22 protein-coding genes, 1 pseudogene and 1 riboswitch are annotated in these 26,000 nt (G+C 58.9%); of the genes and pseudogenes, 8 read left to right on the plus strand and 15 right to left on the minus strand.

All coding sequences use genetic code 11. From position 1 onward, the window contains the following. Positions 1-1,155 carry an amidohydrolase gene (locus FS804_RS16170; RefSeq protein ID WP_144577725.1) on the minus strand — a complete coding sequence of 385 codons (1,155 nt, stop codon included), beginning with the start codon at positions 1,153-1,155 and terminating at the stop codon, positions 1-3. A gap of 300 nt (positions 1,156-1,455) precedes the next feature. Between FS804_RS16170 and FS804_RS16175 the strand changes: the two genes are divergently transcribed. Next, on the plus strand, positions 1,456-2,190 hold the full coding sequence (locus tag FS804_RS16175; protein ID WP_186376833.1) for an SDR family NAD(P)-dependent oxidoreductase: 735 nt from the start codon (positions 1,456-1,458) through the stop codon (positions 2,188-2,190). Between the two features lie 35 nt (positions 2,191-2,225). Beyond that, positions 2,226-3,578, plus strand: a complete 1,353-nt coding sequence (locus tag FS804_RS16180; RefSeq protein ID WP_144577727.1) for an aspartate aminotransferase family protein — start codon at positions 2,226-2,228, stop codon at positions 3,576-3,578. Between the two features lie 39 nt (positions 3,579-3,617). Here the strand turns inward: FS804_RS16180 and FS804_RS16185 are convergent, their stop codons facing one another. Both FS804_RS16185 and FS804_RS16190 read right to left on the minus strand, forming a co-directional pair. Continuing rightward, positions 3,618-4,055 carry an EamA family transporter gene (locus FS804_RS16185; protein ID WP_144577729.1) on the minus strand — a complete coding sequence of 146 codons (438 nt, stop codon included), beginning with the start codon at positions 4,053-4,055 and terminating at the stop codon, positions 3,618-3,620. Positions 4,056-4,234: 179 nt separating this feature from the next. Continuing rightward, positions 4,235-5,581, minus strand: coding sequence for a dicarboxylate/amino acid:cation symporter (locus FS804_RS16190; protein ID WP_004438672.1), 1,347 nt, complete (start codon positions 5,579-5,581; stop codon positions 4,235-4,237). Positions 5,582-5,817: 236 nt separating this feature from the next. On the opposite strand from FS804_RS16190, the gene FS804_RS16195 reads away from it, so the two are divergent. Continuing rightward, positions 5,818-7,656 (plus strand): sensor histidine kinase, encoded by a 1,839-nt coding sequence (locus tag FS804_RS16195; protein WP_144577731.1) that lies wholly within the window; start codon positions 5,818-5,820, stop codon positions 7,654-7,656. A 1-nt stretch (position 7,657) separates the two neighbouring features. Next, complete coding sequence (locus FS804_RS16200; RefSeq protein WP_144577733.1) at positions 7,658-9,022, plus strand: sigma-54 dependent transcriptional regulator; 1,365 nt, start codon at positions 7,658-7,660, stop codon at positions 9,020-9,022. A gap of 88 nt (positions 9,023-9,110) precedes the next feature. Here the strand turns inward: FS804_RS16200 and FS804_RS16205 are convergent, their stop codons facing one another. Continuing rightward, a complete protein-coding gene (locus FS804_RS16205) occupies positions 9,111-9,623 on the minus strand; it encodes a BA14K family protein (protein ID WP_144577736.1) in 513 nt (170 codons plus the stop codon). 179 nt (positions 9,624-9,802) lie between these two features. Here FS804_RS16205 and FS804_RS16210 point away from each other — a divergent pair, with 179 nt between their 5' ends. Then, positions 9,803-10,513 (plus strand): GntR family transcriptional regulator, encoded by a 711-nt coding sequence (locus tag FS804_RS16210; protein WP_144577738.1) that lies wholly within the window; start codon positions 9,803-9,805, stop codon positions 10,511-10,513. 48 nt (positions 10,514-10,561) lie between these two features. Here FS804_RS16210 and FS804_RS16215 read toward each other — a convergent pair whose 3' ends face one another. Beyond that, positions 10,562-11,818, minus strand: a complete 1,257-nt coding sequence (locus FS804_RS16215) for a D-amino acid dehydrogenase (RefSeq protein WP_144577740.1) — start codon at positions 11,816-11,818, stop codon at positions 10,562-10,564. Positions 11,819-11,825: 7 nt separating this feature from the next. Continuing rightward, entirely contained in the window at positions 11,826-12,992 is a 1,167-nt protein-coding gene (gene alr / locus FS804_RS16220; protein ID WP_144577742.1) for an alanine racemase, read from the minus strand. 127 nt (positions 12,993-13,119) lie between these two features. On the opposite strand from alr, the gene FS804_RS16225 reads away from it, so the two are divergent. Continuing rightward, positions 13,120-13,578, plus strand: coding sequence for an Lrp/AsnC family transcriptional regulator (locus FS804_RS16225; protein ID WP_063950026.1), 459 nt, complete (start codon positions 13,120-13,122; stop codon positions 13,576-13,578). 114 nt (positions 13,579-13,692) lie between these two features. Here FS804_RS16225 and thiD read toward each other — a convergent pair whose 3' ends face one another. From thiD to FS804_RS16250, 5 genes are read right to left on the minus strand one after another with little or no spacing between them, the layout of a single operon-like run. Continuing rightward, positions 13,693-14,490 (minus strand): bifunctional hydroxymethylpyrimidine kinase/phosphomethylpyrimidine kinase, encoded by a 798-nt coding sequence (thiD, locus tag FS804_RS16230; RefSeq protein WP_144577744.1) that lies wholly within the window; start codon positions 14,488-14,490, stop codon positions 13,693-13,695. Continuing rightward, complete coding sequence (gene thiE, locus FS804_RS16235; RefSeq protein WP_144577746.1) at positions 14,487-15,149, minus strand: thiamine phosphate synthase; 663 nt, start codon at positions 15,147-15,149, stop codon at positions 14,487-14,489. The genes thiD and thiE overlap by 4 nt, the downstream gene beginning before the upstream one ends. After that, positions 15,136-15,876 (minus strand): hydroxyethylthiazole kinase, encoded by a 741-nt coding sequence (locus FS804_RS16240; RefSeq protein WP_144577748.1) that lies wholly within the window; start codon positions 15,874-15,876, stop codon positions 15,136-15,138. Before FS804_RS16240 ends, thiE begins: the two co-directional genes overlap by 14 nt. Then, a complete protein-coding gene (locus tag FS804_RS16245; protein WP_063950022.1) occupies positions 15,873-16,823 on the minus strand; it encodes an ABC transporter substrate-binding protein in 951 nt (316 codons plus the stop codon). The genes FS804_RS16240 and FS804_RS16245 overlap by 4 nt, the downstream gene beginning before the upstream one ends. Continuing rightward, the gene (locus tag FS804_RS16250; RefSeq protein ID WP_144577749.1) at positions 16,820-17,605 is read right to left on the minus strand and encodes an ABC transporter permease; all 786 of its coding nucleotides are present in this window, start codon (positions 17,603-17,605) and stop codon (positions 16,820-16,822) included. The genes FS804_RS16245 and FS804_RS16250 overlap by 4 nt, the downstream gene beginning before the upstream one ends. A gap of 125 nt (positions 17,606-17,730) precedes the next feature. Next, a riboswitch (TPP riboswitch) is annotated at positions 17,731-17,833 on the minus strand. Positions 17,834-18,016: 183 nt separating this feature from the next. Between FS804_RS16250 and FS804_RS16255 the strand changes: the two are divergent. After that, positions 18,017-19,338, plus strand: a pseudogene (locus FS804_RS16255) (TadE/TadG family type IV pilus assembly protein). A 139-nt stretch (positions 19,339-19,477) separates the two neighbouring features. Continuing rightward, the gene (locus FS804_RS16260) at positions 19,478-20,767 is read left to right on the plus strand and encodes a pilus assembly protein (protein ID WP_144577751.1); all 1,290 of its coding nucleotides are present in this window, start codon (positions 19,478-19,480) and stop codon (positions 20,765-20,767) included. Positions 20,768-20,784: 17 nt separating this feature from the next. On the opposite strand, the gene FS804_RS16265 is transcribed toward FS804_RS16260, so the two are convergent. The 4 genes from FS804_RS16265 to FS804_RS16280 all read right to left on the minus strand — a co-directional run bounded on the left by FS804_RS16265 (position 20,785) and on the right by FS804_RS16280 (position 25,990). Further along, on the minus strand, positions 20,785-22,779 hold the full coding sequence (locus FS804_RS16265; protein ID WP_144577753.1) for an alpha-glucosidase: 1,995 nt from the start codon (positions 22,777-22,779) through the stop codon (positions 20,785-20,787). 11 nt (positions 22,780-22,790) lie between these two features. Next, on the minus strand, positions 22,791-23,648 hold the full coding sequence (locus FS804_RS16270) for a carbohydrate ABC transporter permease (protein ID WP_144577755.1): 858 nt from the start codon (positions 23,646-23,648) through the stop codon (positions 22,791-22,793). Between the two features lie 4 nt (positions 23,649-23,652). Beyond that, the gene (locus FS804_RS16275) at positions 23,653-24,564 is read right to left on the minus strand and encodes a carbohydrate ABC transporter permease (protein ID WP_186376864.1); all 912 of its coding nucleotides are present in this window, start codon (positions 24,562-24,564) and stop codon (positions 23,653-23,655) included. Between the two features lie 175 nt (positions 24,565-24,739). Next, positions 24,740-25,990 carry an ABC transporter substrate-binding protein gene (locus FS804_RS16280; RefSeq protein ID WP_144577759.1) on the minus strand — a complete coding sequence of 417 codons (1,251 nt, stop codon included), beginning with the start codon at positions 25,988-25,990 and terminating at the stop codon, positions 24,740-24,742. Positions 25,991-26,000: the final 10 nt, after the last annotated feature.

A 26,000-nucleotide genomic window follows, 5' to 3' on the forward strand; every position in this document is an offset into this window, starting at 1 on the left:
CTATGTCGCTTTTGTCAGGTTGCGGATCAGGCGCATGAAGATGCGTGCACCGATGCCGATCAACGCGTCTGGAAAATCGTAATCCGGATTGTGCAGGTTGGGGTAGTCTCTACCTGCACCCAGGAAGAACATGGCGGAGGAGGAAACGGCACGAAATCGGCCGAAGTCCTCCGAGGCCCGCATCGGCAGGCCTTCGGAACCGTGGGCTATATTCTCGTCGTCCAGCGCTCGACGGATATGGTCGACCGCATCAGAAGCATTTTCGCAATGCAGGAAAACATCGTCATAAGCCATCTCAAGCGTTAGCTTTTGATCGCTTGCAATCTGTCTCGCGAGTGATTCCACTGCCTCGCAGAGCTTTTCCATCCGGTCGTCCGTCAGCGTTCGCAGGGTCGCCCAGATTTCAGCGTCCGCCGGCGAAATACCGAAAGCAGCTTCTCCCATGACGGCGTGGGTGATGGTGACCATCGAAAAATCAGGCTCGGGCGGAAAGCCTGAACCGAGTTGAGCCAAGGCTGGCATCAACTGCGAGATTGCCCGCATTGGCGAGATGCCGTGCTCGGGTGAAGAGGCATGAGCGGTTTTACCGGAGAGCCGAATCTTGATGCCACGCGATGCGCAATTGACCGGCCCTGCCGTCACGCTGACAAAGCCAAGTGGGAGGCCGGGCAGATTGTGCAGTGAAAAGGAAAAATCGGGCTTGATCTGTTCGAAGCGAGGATCGGCGAGGACGGCCGCTGCGCCCGCGCCGTTCTCTTCTGCGGGCTGGTAGAGAAGGATCACCCGGCCGGTCGCCGGCCGCTCGCGGGAAAGCCCCAACGCCAATGCCGTCAGAATGGCAGAATGTCCGTCATGACCGCAAAGATGGCCTTTTCCGTCGGTAACCGATCGGTGATCCGCCTCACTTTTCTCGTGAATGGGCAAAGCGTCGAGTTCGGAACGGATGAGGATTGCCGGGCCGGCTTTGCCGCTATCATAGATGGCCGCGACGCCGTGGCCGCCGAAATCGGTCAAGACATGGTCGGGCTGCGCGTGCTCAAGGAAAGCACAAATGCGCCGTGCGGTTTCTTTCTCCTCGCCGGAAACTTCCGGGTGACGATGAAGATCATGACGAAGCTCGATTAGGTCGAGCATCTCCTTGTTGGTCAGAAACATTTGACGTCCTCGCAAGCTTTCGGGCCGGGTTATCCCGCCGCAACTTACAGGGCGTCATCGCCGATGCAAAACCTTTGGCGGCCGCGACCACTTACCCCCTTGTCTTTCGGGCTGGCGGAGATTTTGCGAAATCGGAAACCTGCGCGGATTGAGCGTGGGGTCTCGCATGGGATGAGCTCATGGCCGATCCAGAGATTGCCGCAGTGCGACAGAAAAGACCTTGCCAGCCGCTTGCAGCCCTTTAACATGCGATGCTGAATGTGTCCGGCTTAACGGATCGCATGGCACAGGAGTTCTCACATGGCTGTTCCCTTCATGCTTCTCACCGGCGCGAGCCGCGGGATCGGGCATGCCACCGTCAAGCTTTTTCAGGAAAAAGGCTGGAGGATCCTCACCGTATCGCGGCAGCCATTTTCCGAGGAATGCCGCTGGCCCTCTGCCAGGGAAAGCCACATTCAGGCTGATCTCGAGGATTTGTCGCGGATCGATGAGCTGGCGGATGAGGTGCGCTCGCGCCTGCCCGAGGGCAAGCTTGCAGCTCTTGTCAACAATGCCGGGATTTCGCCTAAGGGTGAAGGCGGCAGTCGGCTAGGGGTGGCGGATACAACGGCGGAAATCTGGACGCGGGTCATGAACGTCAACCTCGTTTCGACGGCGCTTCTTGCGCGCGCCCTTCTGCCGGAACTGGAAGCGGCCAAGGGCTCAATCGTCAACGTCACTTCCATTGTCGGCTCGCGGGTTCATCCCTTTGCCGGCGTCGCTTATGCCGCCTCCAAGGCTGGGCTGGCGGCGCTCACGCGCGAACTGGCTCATGAATTCGGCCCGCGTGGCGTGCGCGCCAACGCCATAGCGCCAGGCGAGATCAACACGGCCATTCTTTCCCCCGGCACCGCCGAACTGGTGGATGCGCAGGTGCCGCTGGGGCGTCTCGGGACGACGGCCGAGGTGGCGCAAACCGTCTATTTCCTCTGCTCGGATCAATCGAGCTATATCAACGGCGCAGAAATCCACATCAATGGCGGACAGCACGTCTGACGCCTTGGACATCAACCGAAACGGAGCCCTCATCGATGACCATCCTGCCGAATTCCGTCGAGGCACGCGATATCGCCTATCAGATGCACCCGAACGTCAACCTGCGCAAATTCGAAAAGACCGGCGGTCTGGTGATCGAAAGCGGCGAGGGCATCTATGTGACCGACAGCAGCGGCAAGCGCTATATCGAGGCGATGGCAGGGCTGTGGTCGGTAGCGCTCGGTTTCGGCGAAAAGCGGCTGGTTGATGCGGCAACGAAGCAGATGCAGAAGCTGCCCTATTACCACACCTTCTCCTACAAGACCCATGGCCCGTCCGTCGATCTGGCGGAACTGCTGATCAAGCTTGCGCCTGTGCCCATGTCGAAGGTGCATTTCACCTCCTCCGGCTCGGAGGCCAACGACCTTGTCGCCAAAATGGTCTGGTATCGCTCGAATGCGCTTGGCAAAAAGGACAAGAAAAAGATCATCGGCCGCATCAAGGGCTATCATGGGGTAACCATCGCGTCGGCCTCTATCACCGGTCTGCCGCGCAATCATGAGAGCTTTGACCTGCCGCTGGACCGCATGCTGCATACGGCCTGCCCCTCCTATGTCCACTTTGGAAAGGATGGGGAAAGCGAGGCAGACTTCACCGCGCGTATTCTTGGGGAACTGGAAGACCTGATCCTCCGCGAAGGTCCCGAGACCATCGCCGCCTTCTGGGGTGAACCTGTCATGGGCGCGGGTGGCGTTCTCTTGCCGCCCGAAGGATATTGGGAAGGCGTGCAGGCGATCCTGAAAAAGTATGACATCCTGCTGGTGGTTGATGAGGTCATCTGTGGTTTTGGCCGTACCGGCAAGATGTTTGCCTGCGAGACCTACGACATCAAACCCGACGTGCTTGTCGTCTCAAAGCAGATTTCGTCATCCTATATGCCGCTCTCGGCTATCATCATGAACGACAATTTCTATCAGCCGATCGCCGATGAATCAGACCGGATCGGCTCTTTCGGCCACGGTTACACCGCCTCCGGCCATCCGGTTGCGACTGCGGTGGGCCTTGAGAACCTGAAGATCATTCAGGAGCGCGATCTTGTCGGCAATGTCGCGCGCCTGGAAGGAAAGTTTCTCGATCATCTGAAGGCTCTTGCCGATCATCCGCTCATCCATTCCTCGCGCGGCATAGGCCTTATCGGTGCGCTGGAAGTGAAGTCGTGGGAGGGCATGAAGCCGGGCGACACAACGCTTGCGCTGGCCGCCGCTATCGAAAGCGAAGGCGTCATTACCCGGCCTATTGGCGAATCCATCTGCTTCTGCCCGCCGCTGATCATCACGGCCGAGCAGCTGGATGAGCTGTTTGCCGGGGTTAGGCGCGGTCTTGACAAGGCGTTGCAGGCCCGGGGCTGATACTTGAGCGTAGTGTCGGTCGCTCCATTAGGGCCGACACTAGCCGCGGTACGCGACAAGAACCGCGCCGCAGGCGATCAGCACCACGCCGAGCCAATTCGGCAGCGAGAGCTTTTCGCCCAGAAACAGCACTGCAAAAACCGCGACGAAGACGACGCTCAGCTTATCTATGGGCGCAACGCGGGCGGCATCGCCGTTTTTCAGCGCCCGGAAATAGCATATCCAGGATGCGCCCGTCGCCAGGCCTGACAGGACTAGGAAAATCCAGGTTTTGCCGGAGATGGTGGAAGGCTGTTGCCAGTTGCCGGTGACGTAGACCATCAAGCCGGCGGCAGCGAGAATGACCACGGTGCGGATAAACGTGGCGAAATCAGAATTGACATTCTCGATGCCAATTTTGGCGAAAATGGCAGTGAGGGCCGCGAAGGCCGCCGATAACAAGGCCCAGAATTGCCATGCCAGAAAAATGTTTCTCATAAGCGCTACTCTCGTCAAAACGGTTTTATGCCGATGTGGCCAATCTCACTGTGTGTCCGATAAAACCATTTTTAGGTCGTTGCGCAAACGACAAAGGCCGACGCATCGAGGCGATGCGTCGGCCTTCATGCAATGCCTGCCCGGACGAGCCGGCACAGGCAGGACCTTGGGAGGTCGTATTACTCTGCCGGCTGCACAGAAGCCGGGAGCTGATCCACATCGGCGATGCCGGTGAATTCTTCCTTGCCGCTCAGAACGCGGGCAAGCTGGTCCTGATCCAGTTCGCCTTCCCAGCGGGCGACGACGATGGTGGCGACCGCATTGCCGACGAAGTTGGTCAGCGCGCGGCACTCGGACATGAAGCGGTCGATGCCGAGGATCAGCGCCATACCGGCAACCGGAACGGAAGGCACGACGGAGAGCGTTGCCGCAAGCGTGATGAAGCCCGCACCGGTGATGCCGGCCGCACCCTTGGAAGAAAGCATGGCGACCAGAAGCAGCAGGATCTGTTCACCGAAGGAGAGATGAATGCCGGTTGCCTGCGCGATGAAGAGGGCTGCCAGCGTCATGTAGATGTTGGTGCCGTCAAGGTTGAAAGAGTAACCGGTGGGGATGACGAGACCGACGACGGAGCGCTTGCAGCCGGCCTTTTCCATCTTGCTCATCAGGCCGGGCAGGGCAGCCTCGGAAGACGAGGTACCGAGAACCAGCAGCAGTTCTTCCTTGATGTAGCGGATGAGCGCAACGATGGAGAACCCGTTGTAACGGCAGACAGCGCCGAGGACCACGAACACGAACAGGAAAGACGTGACGTAGAAGGTGCCGATCAGCATCGCAAGGTTGGTGACGGACGAGATGCCGTATTTACCGATGGTGAAGGCCATCGCGCCGAAAGCGCCGATGGGGGCGGCCTTCATCAGGATAGCGACCAGCTTGAAGATCGGATACATCAGGGCATGCATGAAATCGGTGACCGGCTTACCCTTCTCGCCGACGACGCCGAGCGCGATGCCGAAGAGCACCGAGAAGAACAGCACCTGCAGGATATCGCCGCTGGCGAAAGCACCCACGATGGTCGTCGGGATGATGTTCATCAGGAAGCCGGTAATCGTCTGCTCATGGGCTTTGTCGGCGTAGGTCGCGACGGCCTTGGCGTCCAGCGTGGCCGGATCGATGTTCATGCCGGCGCCGGGCTGCACGGTGTTGGCGACGATGAGGCCAACGATGAGCGCAAGGGTGGAGAAGACCAGAAAGTAGATCATGGCCTTGCCGGCCACACGTCCGACCTTCTTCATGTCGTTCATGCCGGCAATACCGGTTGCGACGGTGAGGAAGATCACCGGTGCGATGATCATCTTGACGAGGCGGATGAAGCCGTCGCCGAGCGGCTTCAGCTCTTCACCGAAGGCCGGATAGAAATGGCCGAGCGCGATACCGGCGATGATGGCCACGAGAACCTGGAAATACAGGTGCTTGTAAAATGGCAGTTTGGCGTGGCCCGCGGCCACGGCTGTCGTATCGATCATGTTTTTTCCTCCTCGGCCTCACCCTGCCTTGATTGGCCTCCCGGGATCGCCGTGTCGTTGACGGCTTCGCGCCGATTGAGGAGTCATGTGCAATACGCATGCCAGACTTGATTATTTGCCGCAACTGATTGATTTAAATAGTAGTTTTTATTCAGGCTTTGGGAGTGCTTGACGGTTTGTGCGGAATTCCGGACAAAAATGCTTGCGACCTGTGTGTGAATCCGCACAATAATGCGATGACCGAGAACCGCACTCTGAATTCCCGCGCCAGGCGGCAGGCACAGTGGCTGGCGCTGGCCGGCCTCTGGTTGCTCGTCAGTCTTGGTGTGCTACTTGTCGCCGATGATATCGCCCGCAATCAGGCCCTTCGCAAGGCGGGTTCCGAAGCGGCGACCGATGCGGAGCTGAAGATCGCGCTTTTGAATGTTGCACTGGAGCGGCCGCGCGCCATTCCGCTGGTCTTATCGGGTGATCCTGATATTGCTGCGGCACTTGATGGCGGTGGTCCGCCCGCACTCGATCGGCTGAATAAAAAGCTGGAGGGGCTGATCGAAGGCACGCAAGCATCGGTCATCTATGTCACCGGACCGACGGGCTTGACCATAGCCTCGAGCAACTGGCGGGAGGCGGATAGTTTCGTCGGCTCAAACTATGCCTTCCGCGAGTACTTCCGGCAGGCAATGAAGGATGGCATGTCCGAACATTACGCGCTCGGAAATGTCAGCCGCCGGCCCGGGCTCTATATTTCCCGCCGCATCGATGCTGCGGATGGTCGCGCGCTTGGTGTCGTCATCGCCAAGGTCGAGTTCAATCGGCTTGAAACGGACTGGAACATCGGCGGCAAGCCGGTCTATGTCGTTGACAGGAACGGCGTCGTGCTGATGACCAGCGTGCCGGAATGGCGGTTCAGGACCGTGTCGCCAATCGATGAGGCGCGGCGAAAAATCATCTCCGAGAGCCTTCAATTCGGCAATGAGACGCTCTCCACCCTTCCTTTTCGGGCGGCGCGACGCTCTGGCGAGGCAATTCCTCTCATCCACGTTGATGCGCCCGTGAAAGAGCGCGGCGATTACCTGCGCCTGGAAGTCCCCGTTCCAACGACGTCGTGGACGCTGCATTATCTTCAGCCAGTCGCACCGGCGCTAAATGCTGCCATAAGGGAGGGCAGGGTGGTGGCGCTGGCGACGTTGATGCCGCTCGTTGCGATCTCCGCTTTGTGGCTATGGCGCAGGCATAAGGCGCTAAGGGAAAAGGAAGAGGAGCAACGAGCCCGTCTGGAACTCGAAATGAAGGTGCAGGAGCGGACCCGCGATCTGACGAAGACACGCGACCACTTGCAGGCGGAAATCGCCCTTCACCAGAAAACCACCGGCGAACTGCGCAATGTGCAGCATGAGCTGGTGCAGGCCAACCGCCTTTCCATCCTCGGGCAAGTGGCAGCGGGTGTGGCGCATGAGATCAACCAGCCCGTCGCCACGATCCGCGCCTTTGCCGACAATGCGCGGACCCTGCTCAAGCGTGATCGTTTCGCGGAGGTTACCGAAAACCTTGAGGATATTGCCGCCCTGACCGAGCGTATAGGCACCATAACCACCGATCTGAAAATCCTTGCGCGCAAGGGCCGTACCGCTGCCGAGCCCGTGAGTGTCAGGTCAGTCATCGAAGGCGCTGTCGTGCTGTTGCGCAGTCGCTTTTCCGGTCAGATGGATGCCCTTGATATCGTGTTGCCGGATCAGGATTTGATGGTTTTGGGCAGCCGCATCCGGCTTGAACAGATCCTGATCAACCTGTTGCAGAACGCGCTCGAAGCCACGGAAACAATTGAAAAATCGAGAGTTGAGGTGCGTGTACGTGAGGAAGGCGAGATGATCGTGATTTCCGTCAGCGACAATGGCACCGGCATTCCCGCCGCCATCCGCGCCCAGCTGTTTTCTCCCTTCAATACATCCAAGGAAGGCGGCCTTGGCCTTGGTCTCGTCATCTCGAACGAGATTGCGTCGGATTACGGCGGGCGGATTGAGGTGGCAAGCAGCGAGGCAGGCACCTGTTTTTCCGTATTTCTGAAGCGAGCATGACATGACGACGACTGGAACCATATTCCTGGTTGATGATGACTCCCAGCTGCGAAAAGCCATGGTACAGACGTTGGAGCTGGACGGACTGTCCGTCACGTCTTTTCCCCGCGCCGAGCAGGCGCTCGCGGCGTTGAACGACGATTTCGATGGCGTCATCATATCGGACGTGCGGATGCCGGGCATAACAGGGCTCGAGTTCTTCGATCATGTCCGCAAGATTGATGCGGATCTGCCCGTCATCCTCATCACCGGCCATGGGGACGTGCCAATGGCCGTCGATGCGCTTCATAACGGCGCTTACGACTTCATTGCAAAGCCCTTTCCCGCCGAACGTATGGTTGAAAGCGCACGCAGGGCTCTGGAAAAGCGCCGTCTCGTGCTGGAGAACCGAGCGCTTCGCCGGGCGGCGGGGCAGGCTGAGGACGACCTTCCTCTGATTGGCCAGACGCCTGCCATGGAACGCCTGCGCACGACGCTGCGCCACATTGCCGATACGGATGTGGATGTGCTGGTGGCGGGCGAAACGGGCAGCGGCAAGGAAGTGGTCGCGACGGCGCTTCACCGGTGGAGCAAGAAGCGCGCTAAGGGAAATTTCGTGGCGCTGAATTGTGGCGCATTGCCGGAAACGGTTATCGAAAGCGAGCTTTTTGGCCACGAGGCGGGCGCTTTTACCGGCGCTCAGAAAAAGCGGGTCGGGCGTATCGAACATTCGAGCGGCGGAACGCTCTTTCTGGACGAGATTGAAAGCATGCCGCTCGCCGTGCAGGTGAAGATGCTGCGCGTGCTTGAAATGCGGGAAGTTTCGCCGCTGGGGTCGAATGACGAACGGCCGGTTGATATTCGTGTCGTGGCAGCCGCGAAGGTCGATCTTGGCGATCCTGCTGAGCGGGGCACCTTCCGCGAAGACCTCTACTACCGTTTGAACGTCGTCACGCTTTCGATCCCGCCATTGCGCGAACGCAAGCCGGATATCCCTTTGCTCTTCTCGCATTTTGTTGCCAAGGCTGCGAACCGCTTCAACATGCCCGTGCCGCAGATTAGCGCTGCTATCTCGCATCACCTGAATGAGCATGATTGGCCGGGCAATGTGCGCGAACTCGGGCACTTTGCCGAAAGGGTGGTGCTGGGGCTGGAGACGGGTCCAGTCGGAGCTCCTGCATCACAAGCTGCTCTGCCTTCCTCCGGCACCCTGCCGGAGCGCATGGACGAGATCGAAGCGCGGATCATTCGTGAAACGCTGGAACAGGCCAATGGCGACGTGGCGGAAACCATCGCGACGCTTGGCATCGCCCGAAAGACCTTCTACGACAAGCTGCAACGTCACGGCATCAACCGCGGCGATTATGTGAAGAGCGGTGCAGTGTAGGCAGTATGCTGTGCTCATGAAAAAGCCGCGGAGGTTTCCGCCCGCGGCTTTAAAAAAGAAGACACTGAAGGCGTCGAAATGTCTTTGATCAGCCCGCTACGCAGAAATGACGCTGACCGTCATTGCCGACATAGGTGCCGGAGCGGGAATTGAAGCTGCGATACCGCTGCGAGCAATAGTCGTACCAGGCGTTCGTCCACGGCTCGATGGTACGGTACGTGCGGCGCGGCTGGTAGTAACCTGGATTGGTGTCGTAGACCGGCTGCGCACGGTAAACCGGTGCCGGGCGATAGACCGGAGCGGGGCGGTAAACCGCCTGCGGTTGCGGACGGTAATAACGATAATCCGGCTCTTCATAGACATAGTTCGGCTCGTAGCGACGCGGCGGGTCGATATAGACGCGCTCGTCATCGACCGGTGCGGGGCGGGACAATGCGGAACCGACGGCGACACCAGCGGCAAGGCCGAGCACGCCGCCGAGAAGGGCAGCATCGCGGCGATCATGGCGGTCCCAGTCTCCGGCGGAAGCGCTGCTCAGGGGAACGATCGTGGCGGCGGCGACGGCAATTGTCAGAACTGTTTTAGCTGCAAAGGACGACATGGTTTGTTCTTCCATCCAAGTGGCAGGACGCTGCCAGTTGCAAATTCGATGGTTAAGGAATTACAGGCTGGCTGCTGAACGGATGCTGAATGAATTGTGGCGGAGCGGCGGCGCTCCGCAATTCCTGTTTGCGCGCGCCGAACTTCGCGCTAGAACTCAAGGTGCAACAGGACGCAGAGATGAGCCTTTCCCACATATCATTCAATCCGGACAGTTCGCATGAGGATCGCGCGCAGGCCATCCGCGACACGCTTCGGGACGCCATTGTCGACCGGCGCCTGTCTCCCGGAACGAAGTTGTCGGAAGCCGAGGTTGGAACGCTCTTCGATGTCAGCCGCACGGTCGTGCGCGCGGCGCTTCAGATGCTGGCTTACGAAGGGCTGGTGAAGACGGAGCGTAATCGCGGCGCCTTCGTTTCCAACCCCACGCCAGATGAGGCGCGGCAGGTTTTTGCCTCGCGCCGGCTGATCGAGCCCGGCGTCGTGGACGCGGCAATCGAAAAGATCACACCTGCGGCGGCGAAGCGTCTGAGGGAACACCTTGTCGAGGAAAGCCGCCATCAGCATGAGCGCGGGCCAAGCGCAAGGCGTGCGGAAATCAAGGCATCCGGTGATTTTCATCTGATGCTCGCCTCGCTTGCCGGCAACGCCATCCTCGAAAAATTCATGGATGAGTTGGTCGCCCGTTCGTCGCTGGTCATCGCGCTTTACGGTCGGTCTGGTGTTTCGAGCTGCGGCCATAATGACCACGCCGACCTACTGGATGCGCTGGAGGCGAAGGATGCGGCAAAAGCCCGTGCGCTGATGCTGCGGCACCTCGACCACATCGAAGCCGATCTCGACCTTCGCATGAAGGAAGGGCTGGCGCTCAGGGACGCATTGGCTCTTTGATCGCTGTCCATCCCGCCTTGCCGGCGGGATAGGGCTTTTGCATTGCGCTCAGGCAGCGTAACGGCTGATGGCAAGGTCGTGGGTGTCGATTTCCGGCTTTTCACCACTGATGAGGTCAGCCAGAACACGGGCCGAGCCACAGGACATTGTCCAGCCGAGCGTGCCGTGACCGGTGTTGAGATAAAGATTGCTGTAGCGAGTGGCGCCGATGACCGGCGTACCGTCGGGCGTCATCGGGCGCAGGCCGCACCAGAACTTCGCCTGGCCCTGATCACCCGCACCGCCGAACAGGTCTTCGACGGAGTGGGCCAGCGTTTCCTGGCGTGCTGCCGGCAAATCCTTGCTGAAACCCGCGATTTCCGCCATGCCGCCGGCGCGGATCCGAGAGCCGAGACGGGTAATCGCGACCTTGAACGTTTCGTCCATGACCGTCGAGACGGGAGCCCGCGCTTCATTGACGATCGGAACAGTGATGGAATAGCCCTTCACCGGATAGACCGGCAAAGTGATGCCGAGCTGCTTCACGAACTGCGGAGAGTAGCTGCCGAGTGCCGCGACGAAGATATCGGCCTCCATCAGGCCGCGTGTGGTCTCTACGGCCTTGATGCGACCGCCCTCAACAATCGGCCGCATGATGCCGGTGTCGTAAAGGAAGGTGACGCCCGCTTCTTCGGCCATGCGGGCAAGTTCCGTCGTGAACATGAAGCAATCGCCGGTTTCGTCGCCGGGCAGTCGCAGGCCCCCGACGATCTTCTCCTTGGCGGGTGCGAGCCCGGGCTCTATGGCGGCGCAGCCATCGCGGTCGAGAATCTCGAACGGCACGCCGCCCGCCGTCAGTACGTCTACATCCTTGCCGATGGCATCAAACTGCTTCTGGGTGCGGAATACTTCGAGGGTCCCTTGCATGCGCTGGTCATAGTCGATGCCAGTTTCTTCGCGAAGCGCCATCAGGCAATCACGGCTATATTCGGCAACGCGCACCATGCGGCTCTTGTTGATGGCATAACGCGCCGAGGTGCAGTTGCGCAGCATCTGGCTCATCCAGCGCCAGGCGGCGGGATCCGCCGTCGGCCGGATGATGAGCGGTGCGTGTTTCATGAACAGCCACTTCATGGCCTTAACCGGAATGCCGGGCGCCGCCCATGGCGAGGAATAACCGGGCGACACTTCGCCCGCATTGGCGAAACTGGTTTCCAGCGCCGCAGCCGGCTGGCGGTCGATCACCGTTACCTTGTGTCCGGCTTTGGCCAGGTACCAGGCAGAGGTCACGCCGACAACGCCGGCTCCGAGGATAGTGACGTTCATGATCGTCTCACTTGTCAAAGGCTGATGTGGAATCGATTGTCGGGCTCATGCCCGGCTGAATGTAGCTGCGGCGGTAACGGCGACCGAGGCCGGTCAGAATCTCATAGGCAATCGTGCCCGCATCCTCGGCGATGTCTTCCAGTGTCTGATCAGGCCCGATCATCTGCACGAGGCTGCCCTGCGTCAATGTTCCCTCGGGCAGGGCGGATATATCGAGAATGATGCTGTCCATGGAAACGCGCCCGGCAATTGGCAGGCGCACGCCATTGTACCACGCGGCGCCGCGATTGCTGAGCGAACGCGGCAAGCCATCGGCATAACCGGCAGCGATGGTCGCAAGCCGTGTCGGACCGCTCGCCGTAAAAGATCCGCCGTAACCGACCAGCGAGCCGGCGGGAACGGTGCGAGTCTGGATGACGGCGAGATCGAGACGGACGACCGGCTTCATCGGGTTGGGGCCGGCAGCGGAAGGCGCACCGCCATAAAGCGCGATGCCGGGGCGCAGCAAAGCATTATGATAGTCATTGCCGAGAAAAATGCCGCCCGAATTGGAAAAACACACCAGTGTATCGGGAAAGGCGGTGGCGGCCTTGCGCATCACGGCGAGCTGCGCGGCATTGGAAGCATGATCCGGCTCGTCGGCACAGGCGAGATGGCTCATGACGAAGGCTGTATCAATCCCATCAAGCAGCTGCGGCTGGGCGGAGAGGATTTCTAGCTCTTCGGGGGAGAGCCCAAGGCGGCACATGCCGGTATCGATCTGCACGGCGGCGCTGAGCGTCTTGCCGAGCTTTCTGGCATGGTCCGACCATTGGGCGATCTGTTCCAGCGAATTCAAAACGGGGGTGATGGCCATGGCGGCGCAGGAAGTTTCGTTGCCGGGCTGCAAACCGCTGAGGACGAAAATCCGTGCTTCGGCCGAAAGCCGGAGCCTGAGTGCCAGCGCCTCGTCGATATGGGCGACGAAGAAATCGCGGCAACCCGCTTCGAACAAGGTCTGCGAGACGATATCCGCGCCGAGGCCATAGGCATCGGCCTTCACGACGGCGGCCGTCCGCGATGCTGGTGCCATCGCCGCAAGGGTCAGATAGTTATCGCGCAATGCGCCCAGATCGATGGTTAGATGGCCGCTTGCACCACCGGCGGCCTGCTGGCGGCTGATCTGCATGTCCATGGTCGTTCACCCTCGTTTTTATCCTCTGAGGGTATTGCAACGATTATCGAATTTCTTGGCGATTGTTCGAAGAAAATGCGATAGAATATGCAATCACGCAATTTTCGTTCATAAATTGGAATTTTCTATGTCGTCCCTCGATGCGACCGACCGCCACATCATCCGCCTCCTTCGGCTGAATGCCCGCATCAGCAACGCAAAGCTTGCCACAGAGGTCGGGCTTTCGCCGTCGGCGTGTTTGCGCCGCGTCGATATTCTCGAGCGGGAAGGAATTATCCGCGGCTATACCGCCTTGACCAGCGGTCTTGCCGGCGGCGAGGTGATTTCGGTTATCGTGCAGATCACGCTCGACCGTCAGACGGAGGATTTCCTCAACCGTTTCGAGAATGCGGTACGACGTTATCCGGAAATCCGCGAATGTTATCTGATGACCGGCGGTTCGGATTATTTCCTGCGCTGCGAGGCGGAAAGTGCGGGGGATTTCGAGCGGATTCACAAGGAGATCCTGTCGAAACTGCCGGGGGTTTCGCGCATTCATTCGAGTTTTGCGATCCGGAATGTGCTGGCGACGCCGAAGGCGCGGTGATGGGGCGGAGTGTGCGGCTCACCCCCTCCGTCCTGCCGGACATCTCCCGCTCAAGGGGGAGATCGACAAGCGGCTTGCTCACGGTGTCAATACCCCACACTCAACGTACCGATGTCACCCCCACCACCGATAAAAATGATGCACCGGCCCCCGCCCATGTCCAACGGCAAGCCCCCTGCCGGCATCGAGCGCGCCGTTCAGATAATCCTTCGCAAGCCCGACCGCCTCCCGCAATTCATGTCCCATCGCAAGATGCGCCGTAATCGCCGCTGCCAGCGTACAGCCGGTGCCGTGGTCGTTTTTCGTGTCCACCCTTGGTGCAGAAAGCGCCCGCATGGTACCATCCGCGAACAGATAATCCGTGCTCTCAGGTCCATCGCCGTGCCCGCCCTTGATAAGCACCGCCTTCGCACCGGCCTTCAGGATCAGCTCGGCCTGGCGGGTAATCTCCTGCTCCGTTTCCGCAATCCGGGTTCCGGCCAGCAGCGCCGCTTCGGGTAGGTTCGGTGTGACGATCGTAGCGAGCGGTAAAAGCTCGCGCTGCAACGTCTCGATGGCATCTTCCTGCAGCAGCCGGTCGCCCGAAGTCGCCACCATGACGGGATCAAGCACCACCGGCTGTGACTGCTGCCGAAGCCGTTCAGCAATGGCCGCGATGGTTTCGATCCGCGAGACCATGCCGATTTTGACAGCGTTGACGTCGAGATCGGAAAAAACAGCATCCATCTGCGCGACGATGGTGACGACGGAGATATCCTCAACAGCCGTCACACCGCGTGTATTCTGGGCGGTAATGGCCGTGATGACACTTGCGGCGTAGGCGCCCAAGGCGGAGAAGGTCTTGATGTCGGCCTGGATGCCCGCGCCGCCGCCGCTATCGGAACCGGCGATGGTCAATGCGATGGATGTCATGGCTGTCTCGCTTTCAGCGCGGCGTCGATTGTCGAACGGAAGTCGCGCGCTGCACTCGCAATATCGGCCGCGCGGAAAATGGCGGAAATGACTGCAACACCGTCCGCACCCGCGTCAATGACGGCCGGTACACGCGCAAGATCGATGCCGGCGATCGCACCGACAGGCATTTCAGGCCGCGACTCCCTCAAAAACGCGCGCAGCGTCGAAAAACCATCGACGCCCACCGGCTTGTCCGGATTGACTTTGGAGACTGTTTCAAACACGCCACCAATGCACGCGTAATCGACTGGCATGGAAGCCGCCCGTTCGGCGTCGGCGCGGTTCTTGACGGTGAGGCCGATGATCGCCTTTTCCCCCAGGATGCGTCGTGCAGTCTGCGCATCCATATCGTCTGCACCGAGATGAACCCCATCCGCGCCGGAGGCGAGCGCGACATCCACCCGATCGTTTATGACCAGAGGCACACCTGTACCGGCAATAGCCGCTTGAACTGCGCGGGCATTGTCGATCATGTCCCGGGTCGAACCATGCTTGTCGCGATATTGCAAAATCGTTGCCCCATTGAGTGCTGCCGCCAGAGCAAGCTCCGGCAAAGGCGCAACATCGCCGAGGCTTGCGTCGACCAGCGCGTTTAGACGGTAATCAACCTTGTGCATTCTCTATCCTCGCGTGGTTGATGATGGCGTCACCGGAAATCTCGGAAAGCGCATCCAGAAAAGCCGGTTCGAAAGTGCCCGGGCCGCGCGCCTGTTTGGCGGCGAGTTCGGCGCAGACGCCTGTCACGGCAAGGGCAGAAGCCGCCGCCGTCAGCGCGTCTTTCTCCACCGCCATGAAGGCGGCGATGACACCGCCCGAGAGGCAACCCGTACCGGTGACCTTTGCCATCCAGGGATGGCCGTTGACGATCCTCACGCTGCGCGTTGCATCGCCAAGATGATCCACAGGACCGGTCTCGATCCTGACGACGTTGGGGACGTCGCCGATCAGGGTCATTTCGGCGTGATTACCGCGTACAACGGTAGGGGAAAGCGCAATGAGTTCGCGCGCGAACGCCAGCCGCGAGGGTGAATAGTCGACATGCACGGGGTCGACGATCCACGGCTTGCCAGATGCATTTGCGATTTCGATCGCGATGCGAATGACCTTACGTCGCTCCGAATCCAGCGTGCCAAGGTTGACGGTCAGCGCATCCGCCCTGGCAACGAAGCTTTCGATTTCCTCGAGTGAGGTCGTCATGGAGGGAATGCCGCCGACGACGGTGATGCCGTCGGCGGTGAATTTTTGCACCACGGTATTCATCAGGCAATGGACGCGTGGGCGCGTTTGCCGCACGCAGTCCAGAATTTCGGCGGCCGTTGCCGCTGTCGGGAAATTGCCGCTCATGGCTGTTGCAACTCCACGGCAATATCCTCCGCTGCGGGGGCCTGCTTGATCAGCTGCATCTCCTGCATGAAAGCGCCGAAACGGGTGTATCGGGCGCGGTCGAGTGCCGCCGGGCGCTTAGCAAAACGCGGCAGCGTGTCGAAAAAGGCCTGCTTGTTCAGCGCGTCATCAAGGTTCGGATAGGCCTTGATGAAGAGTTGCCAGGCTTCCTGCGGATGGTTGGTAATGTAGATCGCGGCCTGTTCCACGGCGGAAAGAAAGCGTGGCAGGCGGCTGTCCGTGGTCAGTTCGCGATGAGTGACGAAGATCAGCTCGTCATAGGCAGGCACCCCGTTTTCTTCGGGAAAGAAAGATCGTCCTTCATGGCCTTCAAGCTTCATCTGCGTCAGTTCGAAGTTGCGGAAACCGCCAAGCGTAGCGTCCACCTTGCCGGCGATCAGCGACGGCGAGAGTGAGAAATTGACATTGACGAGTTCGACATCGTCCTTCGTCAACCCGTCTTTCTCCAGCATGCGCTTCAGCATCGCATCCTCGAACCCGGAAACGGAAAAACCGACCTTTTTTCCTTTCAGGTCCTTCAGGCTCTTGATCGGCCCATCGGCGAGAACCGTAACGGTGTTGAGCGGTGTTTCCACCAGCGTGCCGAAACGCACGAGTGGCAGGCCGGCTTCGTGGTCGAGATAAAGGTTTGGCTGGTAATGTACGCCGATATCGGCCTGTTTCGCCGAGACAAGGCGCGGCACTGCGGAAGGATCGGCTGGCGGCACCAGTTCCACTTCCAGCCCGGCCTCGGTGAACAGGCCGCGTTCCCTGGCTATCACCATCGGGGCATGATCAGGATTCACGAACCATTCAAGCAACACAGTCAGCTTGTCGGCGGCCTCAGATTGCATGGGCGCAAGGACGCTTGCCGCGGCGATGGCGAGGGAAAGAAGCGTTCGTTTCATGGTGCCGACAGTCTCCGTAAATATCTGAAAGGAATGTTGTGTTCTGTTTCTTTGGCCCAGGGCGCGAGATTGTCTGTCGTCCGATCCACGATCAGCCGGAGCAGCACGGCCATGACGGCCAGAATGGCCATGGCGGCGAACATGGTATCGGTCTGCATACGGGCATTGGACTGGATCATCACGAAACCAAGCCCGGCCGATGAGCCTACCCATTCGCCGATGACGGCGCCGAGTGGGGCGAGCGGCGCCGCCACCCTCAAGCCCGAAATCAGCGAGGGAAGCGCCAGCGGCACGCGCAGCCGGGTGAGGATTTGCCAATGGCTCGCCTGTGTCAGCGAGGCGGCGTCGAGAATGGCGCGGTCCGTGCGGTTGAGGCCATCGGTGAAAGCCGAAGCGACGGGAAAGAAGATGATGATCGCCGTCATAACCACTTTCGAAGCCATGCCGAAGCCGAACCAGAGGACGAGGATGGGGGCGAGCACGAAGACCGGAAAGGCCTGCAACACCAGGACCATGGGCCAGACGAAGCGGCCGAAGCGCGAGGTGGCGGCAATCGTGAAGGCGACGAGGACACCGGCGGTAACGCCTGCCGCAAGCCCGAGCGCCATTTCACCAAGCGTCACCGTGGCCTGACCGAACAGGAAGCCCGGCTGGCGCCAAAAGGCGGCGGCGACATCGGCGGGCGATGGCAGAATATAACGCGGCGGCGCAAACAGCCATGTTCCCGCCTGCCAGAGAAGCAGCAGAAGACCAACACCATTCAGCGCATGGGTGGCACGCATGAGCCGGTCCTCAGACGCAAACGCACCATGTGCGAAGAGAGGAAGTGTTCAGCGTCATCGGTCGTCTCCAGATGTGACGATCACATAGATCAAGCATAGCGGAGAAGAGAATGGGCAGCCCCTTGAAGGCGCGACAGTTCCGTTCCTACGCCGGCATGACCCGGATCAGGTTCAAGGGTCCGGCTCATCGCCATCTCAGCACCGTCAGGTGCTCCCCTCGGAAGAGATTGTTTTGTAGGACATGATCTAAAAATGTCAACGGCTCCGCCGACAGATCATAGGTCTTCTATATATTACTTAAATATAGTTATTATTAATATCGGATTTATTGGTAATTAGTTATATAGATAAACTATATCGCAACGACACTGAAATAAACCTCATCCGAATTCTGATAATTCGGAGCTGAGCTTGAAAAACATCTGGCGGGACAAGTCTGGGAACTTTGCGATTCTGAGTGCTCTGTTGATCATACCGATCATCGGATCCGCCGGCGTTGCGCTGGATGTCGTTCGAGCCATGAGCGTGAAATCCGATCTTCAGATGGCAGCGGATTCTGCGGCTCTGGCCGTGGTTGCGGAAAGTTCAGCCAGTGCCGAGGCTGCACGGCGAATGGCCAGCAACGGCGTCGTTTCGGTTGGAAAGGAAGAGGCTGAAGCTTTTTTTCACAGCAATCAGCGGGGGAACCCGGAATATCGCCTATTGGCGCTCGATATACAGGTGAAGAAGAATAACACCGTGATCGAATCGTCAGTGAGTTTTAAGGCTTCGCTCAATACAACTCTCTCCAGAGTCCTCGGAAAGGATTTCCTGACTGTTTCCGGCAACGCAACTGCCAAATATGAGACGGAAACCTATACCGACTTCTATCTGCTGCTCGACAACTCGCCTTCCATGGGCGTCGGCGCAACGCCGCCGATGTGGCCACGATGAAAGCCGCCCTCGGTTGTCAGTTCGCCTGCCATGTCACGTTGGCGGACGGATCTTCCGATCCCAACAGCAGCTATTTCCGGCTCAAAAACAAGGATCCGCAGGCGAAGGGATACATCAACGCGACGACGCGCATCGACGTGGTTGCAAAGGCGACCGCGAGTTTGATGGACACGGCTCAGGACACGCGCAAAAAACCTGATCAGTATCGCATTGCTGTCTACACTTTCGGAAAGACAGCAGAGGATGCCTTTTTTAACAAAGACCTTCCGGAGATTGTCTCGCGTACCTCGGATTTGCAGGCGGCCAAAAAAAAGATCGGAGGAATTGAGTTGATGTCAGTTCCAGGCCACAATTATAAAAGCGACCAGTATACGAATTTCGACCGTGCACTGACGAGGATAATACCGAAGATGGGAACATCGGGAAGTGGCGCGAGTTCCGCTACACCTGAAAAAATCCTTTTCTTCGTGTCGGATGGCGTGGCCGATGCTGTAAAAGCCGCATGTACCAAGAAAAAGATTTGGAATGGACGCTGCCAGGAACCCATAGACACCAAGCTGTGCGACAACCTCAAAAAACAAGGCTTCCGTATCGCCGTGCTTTACACCACTTACCTCCCGCTTCCTGGTAATCAGCACTACGATAATTGGATCGCACCATTCGAAACGGAGATCGGCCCACGCATGCAAGCCTGCGCCTCCCCTGGCCTGTTTTTCGAAGTCAGCCCCTCGCAGGGTATCAGCGAGGCCATGTCGGCGCTTTTTAAGAAGGCGATCAGCTCGCCACGCCTGACCGGGTGATGACCAGCATAGCGGAAGGCTTAGCGGATCGACGTTTAGTTATTTAGGAAATTAGATTTATCGAAAATTAGTTATCCTTCGAAACTGCCTTTCAACGGTCTTTTTCTAAGTTCTGTCTCCAAACGCTGTGGGGGCAAACTTGAAAAATATCTGGCAGGACAGATCAGGGAATTTCGGAATTCTAACTGCTTTGCTTTTGGTGCCGCTCATCGGTACTGCCGGCGTTGCGCTGGATGTAACGCACAGCATGACCGTAAAATCCGACCTGCAGAGGGCGGCGGATGCGGCGGCTCTGGCGGTGGTCTCCGATAGCTCGTCAAGCGTTCACAAGGCAAAGGAGATGTCCGCAGATGGCGTCATTACGCTTGGCGGCGACGAAGGCGCCGCATTTTTCAGAAGCAATGAGCGAGCCAATCCCGACTATTCGCTTTTGTCTCTCGATATAGAGGTGACAAAAAGCGGCAATGCGATTGTGTCTTCCGTCAACTTCAAGGCCTCTGTCGATACCACGCTTTCCAAGATACTGGGAAAAGATCTCTTCACGGTTTCTGGCTCTGCCACCGCCAAATATGAAACGGAAACCTTCAGCGATTTTTACGTGCTTTTGGACAACACGCCGTCCATGGGGGTGGGTGCGACCCCGACCGATGTTGCCACCATGGTCGCAAATACGAGCGATAAATGCGCTTTCGCCTGTCACATCGTGAAGGACGGTGTGGTGGATACCAACAGCTATTACTACAAGGCAAAACGTCTCGGCGTGACCACGCGCATCAATGTGGTCGCAAAGGCGACAGCGAGCCTTATGGATACGGCGAAGTCCATGCGCAAAAGCAGCAATCAATATCGTATGGCAGTCTATTCCTTCGGGGAAAAAGCCGAAGATACGAAGCTACTTGAAGTCGTGCCGCTGACATCGGATCTGGCGACGGCGAAGAAAAAAGCCGCCGAAGTTGACCTGATGTCTATCCCCAAGCAGGGATTCAACAACGACCAGCAGACGGATTTCGACCGGGCGCTGACCCAGATCGGGGACAAGATCGGTAACTCCGGCACAGGCGCGAGTTCGGCGAGTCCGGAGAAGATCGTCTTCTTCGTAACCGATGGCGTCGGCGATAGTTACAAGCCCTCGACCTGCACCAAAAAAACGACGGGCGGTCGCTGTCAGGAACCGATCGACCTCAAATATTGCACGAAGCTGAAAGAAAAGGGCTTTCGCATCGCCGTGCTCTACACCACCTATTTGCCGCTGCCGACCAATGACTGGTATAATAGCTGGATCAAGCCGTTTCAGTCGGAAATCGGCACACGCATGCAGCAATGCGCTTCGCCGGGCCTGTTCTTCGAGGTCAGCCCGTCGCAGGGTATCAGCGACGCGATGACCGCGCTTTTCAAGAAGGCCATCACGTCACCCCGCCTGACGGGGTGACGCAAGGGGCAAAGCCTTTAGCCGATGGTGCGAAGCCGTTCAAATAGCTGACGGTGATTGCAATCTGCGCGATAGAACACCGCCGGTTCTCCGAGCGGTGCTTCGACGGATATCTCCCGTCCGCCCAGATAATGCGCGCCGCTCCAGAGATGAACCCATTCGCCGTCACCCGGAAGGTAGAGCGAGCGTTGCGTTTCGCCCGCCTTCCAGACCGGTGCGACCAGCATGTCCTCGCCATAGAGATAGCAGTCCTGAATGGCATAGGTCTGCAACTCGTTCTCGTAATGCAGGAAAAGCGGCCGCTGCACCGGCAGGCCCGTCTTTGCCGCTTCGGCGGAAAGCGATTTCAGATAGGGAGCGAGCGCGACATAGATCGCGCTCATGCGGGCGAAATGGGAAAGAACCGCTTCATCCTGATCGATCTGCAGGTTGTCGCGCGGTCTGTTGCCCTCGTGGGTGCGCATAACCGGGGTGAAGGCGGCCATCTCCGTCCAGCGCATGATGAGTTCCGCCGTCCGCACATTGCCGAAAAGGCTGGTGTAGCCGCCAATATCGGAGTGGTGGTAGGCGTTGCCCATGAGCCCGGATGAGAGCGCGCCGCAGATGACGGTGACAAGGCCGTCGTGACGGGAGAAATCGACCGACTGGTCGCCGCCCCAGATGAGGGGGCAATGGGCCTGCACGCCGGTGAAGCCTGCGCGCATGAAGAACAGGGCTTCGCCGGTCTTGCCGCGGCTTTCCACGGCTTTCGCATTGACCTCGGCCCAGAGCGTGGGCCAGGCATTGTGCATCAGCTTGGCGTCGACGCCGTTCGCAAGCTTGATATCGATCGGCAGATATTCGCCGAAATCGGCCATCCAGCCCGAGAGGCCAAAATCCAGCATATTCTTGCCGATGATCGCCTCTGCAAACCAGTCAGCGGCAGCCGGGTTGGTGAAGTCGACCACGCCGCAATCGAACTCGCCAAAATCCACCAGCGCCGTTTTGCCCTCGGCGTCGGTGGCGAAATAACCGGCCGCTTCAGCGACAGGAAAGAGCGGGCCGTCGACGCAAAGATAGGGGTTCACATAGCCGAGGAACCGGACGCCCTGATCCGCAAGCTCGGCGATTTTCTGGCGCAGATGCGGGTAACGGGTTTCGTTTGCCTGCCAGTCCCAGAACAACCGCGCGCCGAAGGATGTCTGGCGAAGTCCCACCCAGTCCTCGCACCAGAGGCCTGAAACCTTCGTTCCGGCAGCGCGGATTTTTTCCAGTCTGGCGAAAGAGTTGACGCCATCCTTTAAACCGATGATCGCGCCATTATAGACCCAATCAGGTAATTCGGGTTGCCGCCCGAACCGCAGCGACAGGGCTGAAACAATGTCTGTAAACCGGTCACCGGCGAAAAGCTCGATTTTTTCGGGGATGGCCCAGATCTCGATCTCGTGGAAATCGCCATTGCGGAAATCGAAAACGGAATAGGCGCTCGTTTCTACGTGCAGGGCATATTTGCGCGACGAGAGGTAGGTGGGTTGTGGATAGTTGGTGTTGTAATAATCGCCGCCGGCCTTGCCGCTGAGGTCGGATTTGAAGGTGATTTCGGTCGTCTTGTCCCGGCCGACGCCCGGTTCTGAGGTCCAGAGCGGGAAACGGCGGCCGCGCATGTCGAAATAGGACATCTGTTCGCCTCCGCCCCAGACGTGCTCATCCGATTCAGCAACGACACGCAGCCAGAGGCGGTTGATAGTGTTGTCCAGCGCTGTCATGCGAATTGCATGACCGTCCAGTGTCAGGCGCAGGCGCGGCACCTGACCCTTCTCAGATGAGAGCGTCACTGCGCCGTCACTGACTTGGGCATACCGCAGGGCAGTCCTTTCGATGACGTAGTCTTCGATATCGAAATTGCCGCGGTACATCTCCATCCGCTCCTTGCCCAAACCGGCAAAGAAGGCCGGCTTATCGGGCGAATGGGCCAGGATGGCGCGGTTGCCGATTGAGAGCGTAAATCCATCGTGGGTCTTTTCGAAATGCATGACTTAACCTTTTAGCCCTTGAGACCGCCGGCGGTGAGGCCAGAGACAACCCGTTCCTGGAAGATGACGATGAGGATCGCGACCGGCACAATGCCGACCACCAACGCTGCCGAAATGACCGGCCAGGGGAAAGCGAACTCCCCCTGATAAAGCTGGATGCCAACGGGCAGTGTGCGCAACGCAGGGTTGGAATTGAAGGAGAGCGCCAGCAGGAACTCGTCCCAGGCATTCACGAAAGCAAGGATGCCTGCGGTGAAGACACCCGGCGCGCAGAGCGGCACGACGACCTTGAACAGCGCGCCGATGCGGGTGCAGCCATCGATCATGGCAGCGTTTTCGAGATCGCGCGGAATACTTTCGAAGAAGGAAACCAGCATCAGCGTGCACACCGGCAGTGAAAGCACCGTGTAGGGTAGGATCAGCGCCGTCCAGCTGTTGAGCAGATTGAGCGCCCGCATGATTTCGAACAGCGGCACAAGCAGCGTCACCAGCGGAAAGGTGGAAACGGCGATGATGAGCGACAGGATAAGCGCCCGGTATTTAAGGTTCAGCCGAGCCAACGCGTAAGCCGCCAACACCGAAATCAGGATGGTCAGTGCCGTGGAAAGCAGCGCCACGATGAAGCTGTTGAACAGGAAGAGGTGCAGCGGCTGATCCGAAAAGGCCTGCATGTAGTTGGCGAGCGTCGGCGCGTGCGGAAACCAGGTGATCGGTTTGACAGTCAGCTCCGCCTCGGTTTTCAGCGAGGTGAAGAGGATCCAGATAGCCGGGAAAAGGCCGTTTATCAGAAGAATGGAGGCCGCGATGAACCGCAGCGGCTTGCCAGAGAAGAAGGAGGACAGACCGGAAGAGGTGGCAACGGTGCTCATGGGATCAGTCCTTCGTCCTGATGATACGGAGGTAAACGGCCGTGACGCACATGGAAAGCGCAAACATCATGACCGCCAGCGCTGAACCGTAACCGAGATCGAGGAAGGAGACGGTGTTCTGGTGGATATACATGGCAAGCGTCGTGGTGGATGTGCCGGGGCCGCCGCCGGTCATCATGTAGGGAATATCAAATGTCTGTAGCGCCGTGATCGTGCGGAAGATGAGGGCGACGATAATAGATGGCTTCAGAAGCGGCAGGGTGATTTCGCAGAACTGCCTGATCTTGCCGGCGCCATCCACATCCGCTGCCTCGTAAAGCGAGCGCGGGATGGTCTGCAACCCCGCGAGGATCATGAGCGCCATGAAGGAGGAGGTCTTCCAGATAATCGTCAGACAGATGGCGGCAAAGGCCCAGTTCGGTGAGTTGAACCAGATGATGCCTTCAAAGCCCAGCTGGTTCAGCACGTCGTTGACCACACCATATTCATAATGGAAGAACCACGCGAAGATGAGACCTGCAAAGGAGAGCGGCAGCGCCCAGGGGATGAGAAGCGAAAGCCGCATTGGCCACTGCATGGAGAAAGGCAGGTTGGCGAGCAATGCGAGGCCAAGGCCCATGAATAGTGCGCCGGGCACGGTGATCAGCGTTATTAGCACCGTATTCCAGGTCGTTTCCCAGAAAATCGGATCGTCGAACATCGCCGTGTAATTTTCAAAGCCGATGAATTCCGCCGGCAGGCCAGAGGTCAGCGATAGGCTGAAGAAGCTCGTATAGACGAGCCGCGCCACCGGGTAAACGATGATGAGCGAAAGCAGGATCGCCGCCGGCGCGAGCAGCAGTACGGCCAGCGACCGGTCGCCGAGATCGAGCCACCGCGTCCAGCCCGGCAATTTCTGCTCATCCACCCTGACCATCGTTCTTTCCGGCATTGTCACGTCTGCCACTCCCGCAACTGGATTCACGTCATCGTCTCCCGATCGGGCCGGTTCATGTCCGGCCCGTTTATCGCGCCGTTCAGGCGGCTTTATTCCTGTCAGTCGAAACGGCCGGAAAGGGCATGGCGCGCATGCCGCCTTCCGGCCTCAAAGCTTAGCGCAGAACGCGCCGCAGACGGCTTTCCATCTGCTTTGCACCATCTTCCGGTGTCATCACGCCGGCAAGCACCCCGTTGACGGTGGTGCGGATTGTTTCGCTGACCTCGTTATAACGCGGGGTAACCGGACGGGCCTTTGCCGTTTCGACGACGGGCAGGGCGTCCGCGAACCACGGGATCGTCTTGGTCACGTCCGCATCCTTGTAGAGCGCGGCATAGGTGGGAAGAAGTGCTGCGTTGATCGCCATGAACTTCGACACATCCTGACTGGAGAGATATTCCACCAGCTTCTTGGCTTCATCCTGCTGCTTGGAATAGGCGGAGACGCCGAATTCCCAGCCGCCGAGGCAGGTCGTCTGCTCGCCGCCCTTGACGGCCGGCAGGCGGGCGACGCCGACCTTGTCGTTCACCTGCGATTCCTTGCCCTGGAAATGGGTCCAGGCGTAGGACCAGTTGACGGCGAAGAGGACCTTGCCGGCCTGGAACTCCTTGCGGGTGTCGTCGGTCGCGACTTCCGAAATATTCTTCTTGGAAATGCCTTCATCGACAAAGGTCTTCCAGAGCTTGAGCGAATCCACCGCCGCCTGATTGTCGAAGTTCAGCTTGCCGTTTTCAACCAGAGACTTGCCCTCGCTCCAATAGGGCAGGAGGAAGGTGCAAACCGCGCCTTCGATCGCCTTGCCCTGGAAGGACAGGCCTTGAAGCTCGGGGTTCTTTTCGCCTTCCATCACCTTCTTGGAGGCTTCCTTCAGCTCGTCCCAGGTGGTCGGCGGCTTGATGCCGTATTTGTCGAGCAGGTCCTTGCGGTAATAGAGGAACATGGAGTCTGCGAAGGCAGGCAGCGCCACGATCTTGCCGCCCACGGTGTTGGCTTCGGCATAGGTCGGCAGATAGGCGGACAAGTCCTTGCCGGAGAAATCGCTGGTCCAGCCGGCGGTGGCGAATTGCGCGGGGCGGATGACGTCAAGCATTAGCACGTCAAGGCTCGAATCCTTGGCCGACATGACGGTGTTGAGATATTGCGCCTGCATCTCCGAGGTATTGCCGCCGGTCTCGATCACCACCTTCACGCCCGGCGTCTTTGCCTCATATTGGTCCAGCGCCTTGCGCCAGACATCCGGCTGATGCTGGCTGGAAACGAAGATTTTCAGTTCGGCGTCGGCAAAGGCCTGTCCCGAAAAAGCGAGCATTGTTGCGCAGAGCGCTGCGCCCATGAGGGCTTTGCCCCTGATAGTTTTAAGTGTCATGTGTTCCTCC

It is taken from the genome of Agrobacterium sp. DE0009, from assembly GCF_007680755.1.
Lineage (GTDB): Bacteria > Pseudomonadota > Alphaproteobacteria > Rhizobiales > Rhizobiaceae > Agrobacterium > Agrobacterium tumefaciens_B.

Bases quoted from the DNA above. Each gene is read 5' to 3' on its own strand.
- FS804_RS16170 (WP_144577725.1), bottom strand. From the start codon at position 1,155: ATGTTTCTGACCAACAAGGAGATGCTCGACCTAATCGAGCTTCGTCAT.
- FS804_RS16175 (WP_186376833.1), top strand. From the start codon at position 1,456: ATGGCTGTTCCCTTCATGCTTCTCACCGGCGCGAGCCGCGGGATCGGG.
- FS804_RS16180 (WP_144577727.1), top strand. From the start codon at position 2,226: ATGACCATCCTGCCGAATTCCGTCGAGGCACGCGATATCGCCTATCAG.
- FS804_RS16185 (WP_144577729.1), bottom strand. From the start codon at position 4,055: ATGAGAAACATTTTTCTGGCATGGCAATTCTGGGCCTTGTTATCGGCG.
- FS804_RS16190 (WP_004438672.1), bottom strand. From the start codon at position 5,581: ATGATCGATACGACAGCCGTGGCCGCGGGCCACGCCAAACTGCCATTT.
- FS804_RS16195 (WP_144577731.1), top strand. From the start codon at position 5,818: ATGACCGAGAACCGCACTCTGAATTCCCGCGCCAGGCGGCAGGCACAG.
- FS804_RS16200 (WP_144577733.1), top strand. From the start codon at position 7,658: ATGACGACGACTGGAACCATATTCCTGGTTGATGATGACTCCCAGCTG.
- FS804_RS16205 (WP_144577736.1), bottom strand. From the start codon at position 9,623: ATGTCGTCCTTTGCAGCTAAAACAGTTCTGACAATTGCCGTCGCCGCC.
- FS804_RS16210 (WP_144577738.1), top strand. From the start codon at position 9,803: ATGAGCCTTTCCCACATATCATTCAATCCGGACAGTTCGCATGAGGAT.
- FS804_RS16215 (WP_144577740.1), bottom strand. From the start codon at position 11,818: ATGAACGTCACTATCCTCGGAGCCGGCGTTGTCGGCGTGACCTCTGCC.
- alr (WP_144577742.1), bottom strand. From the start codon at position 12,992: ATGGACATGCAGATCAGCCGCCAGCAGGCCGCCGGTGGTGCAAGCGGC.
- FS804_RS16225 (WP_063950026.1), top strand. From the start codon at position 13,120: ATGTCGTCCCTCGATGCGACCGACCGCCACATCATCCGCCTCCTTCGG.
- thiD (WP_144577744.1), bottom strand. From the start codon at position 14,490: ATGACATCCATCGCATTGACCATCGCCGGTTCCGATAGCGGCGGCGGC.
- thiE (WP_144577746.1), bottom strand. From the start codon at position 15,149: ATGCACAAGGTTGATTACCGTCTAAACGCGCTGGTCGACGCAAGCCTC.
- FS804_RS16240 (WP_144577748.1), bottom strand. From the start codon at position 15,876: ATGAGCGGCAATTTCCCGACAGCGGCAACGGCCGCCGAAATTCTGGAC.
- FS804_RS16245 (WP_063950022.1), bottom strand. From the start codon at position 16,823: ATGAAACGAACGCTTCTTTCCCTCGCCATCGCCGCGGCAAGCGTCCTT.
- FS804_RS16250 (WP_144577749.1), bottom strand. From the start codon at position 17,605: ATGCGTGCCACCCATGCGCTGAATGGTGTTGGTCTTCTGCTGCTTCTC.
- FS804_RS16265 (WP_144577753.1), bottom strand. From the start codon at position 22,779: ATGCATTTCGAAAAGACCCACGATGGATTTACGCTCTCAATCGGCAAC.
- FS804_RS16270 (WP_144577755.1), bottom strand. From the start codon at position 23,648: ATGAGCACCGTTGCCACCTCTTCCGGTCTGTCCTCCTTCTTCTCTGGC.
- FS804_RS16275 (WP_186376864.1), bottom strand. From the start codon at position 24,564: ATGGTCAGGGTGGATGAGCAGAAATTGCCGGGCTGGACGCGGTGGCTC.
- FS804_RS16280 (WP_144577759.1), bottom strand. From the start codon at position 25,990: ATGACACTTAAAACTATCAGGGGCAAAGCCCTCATGGGCGCAGCGCTC.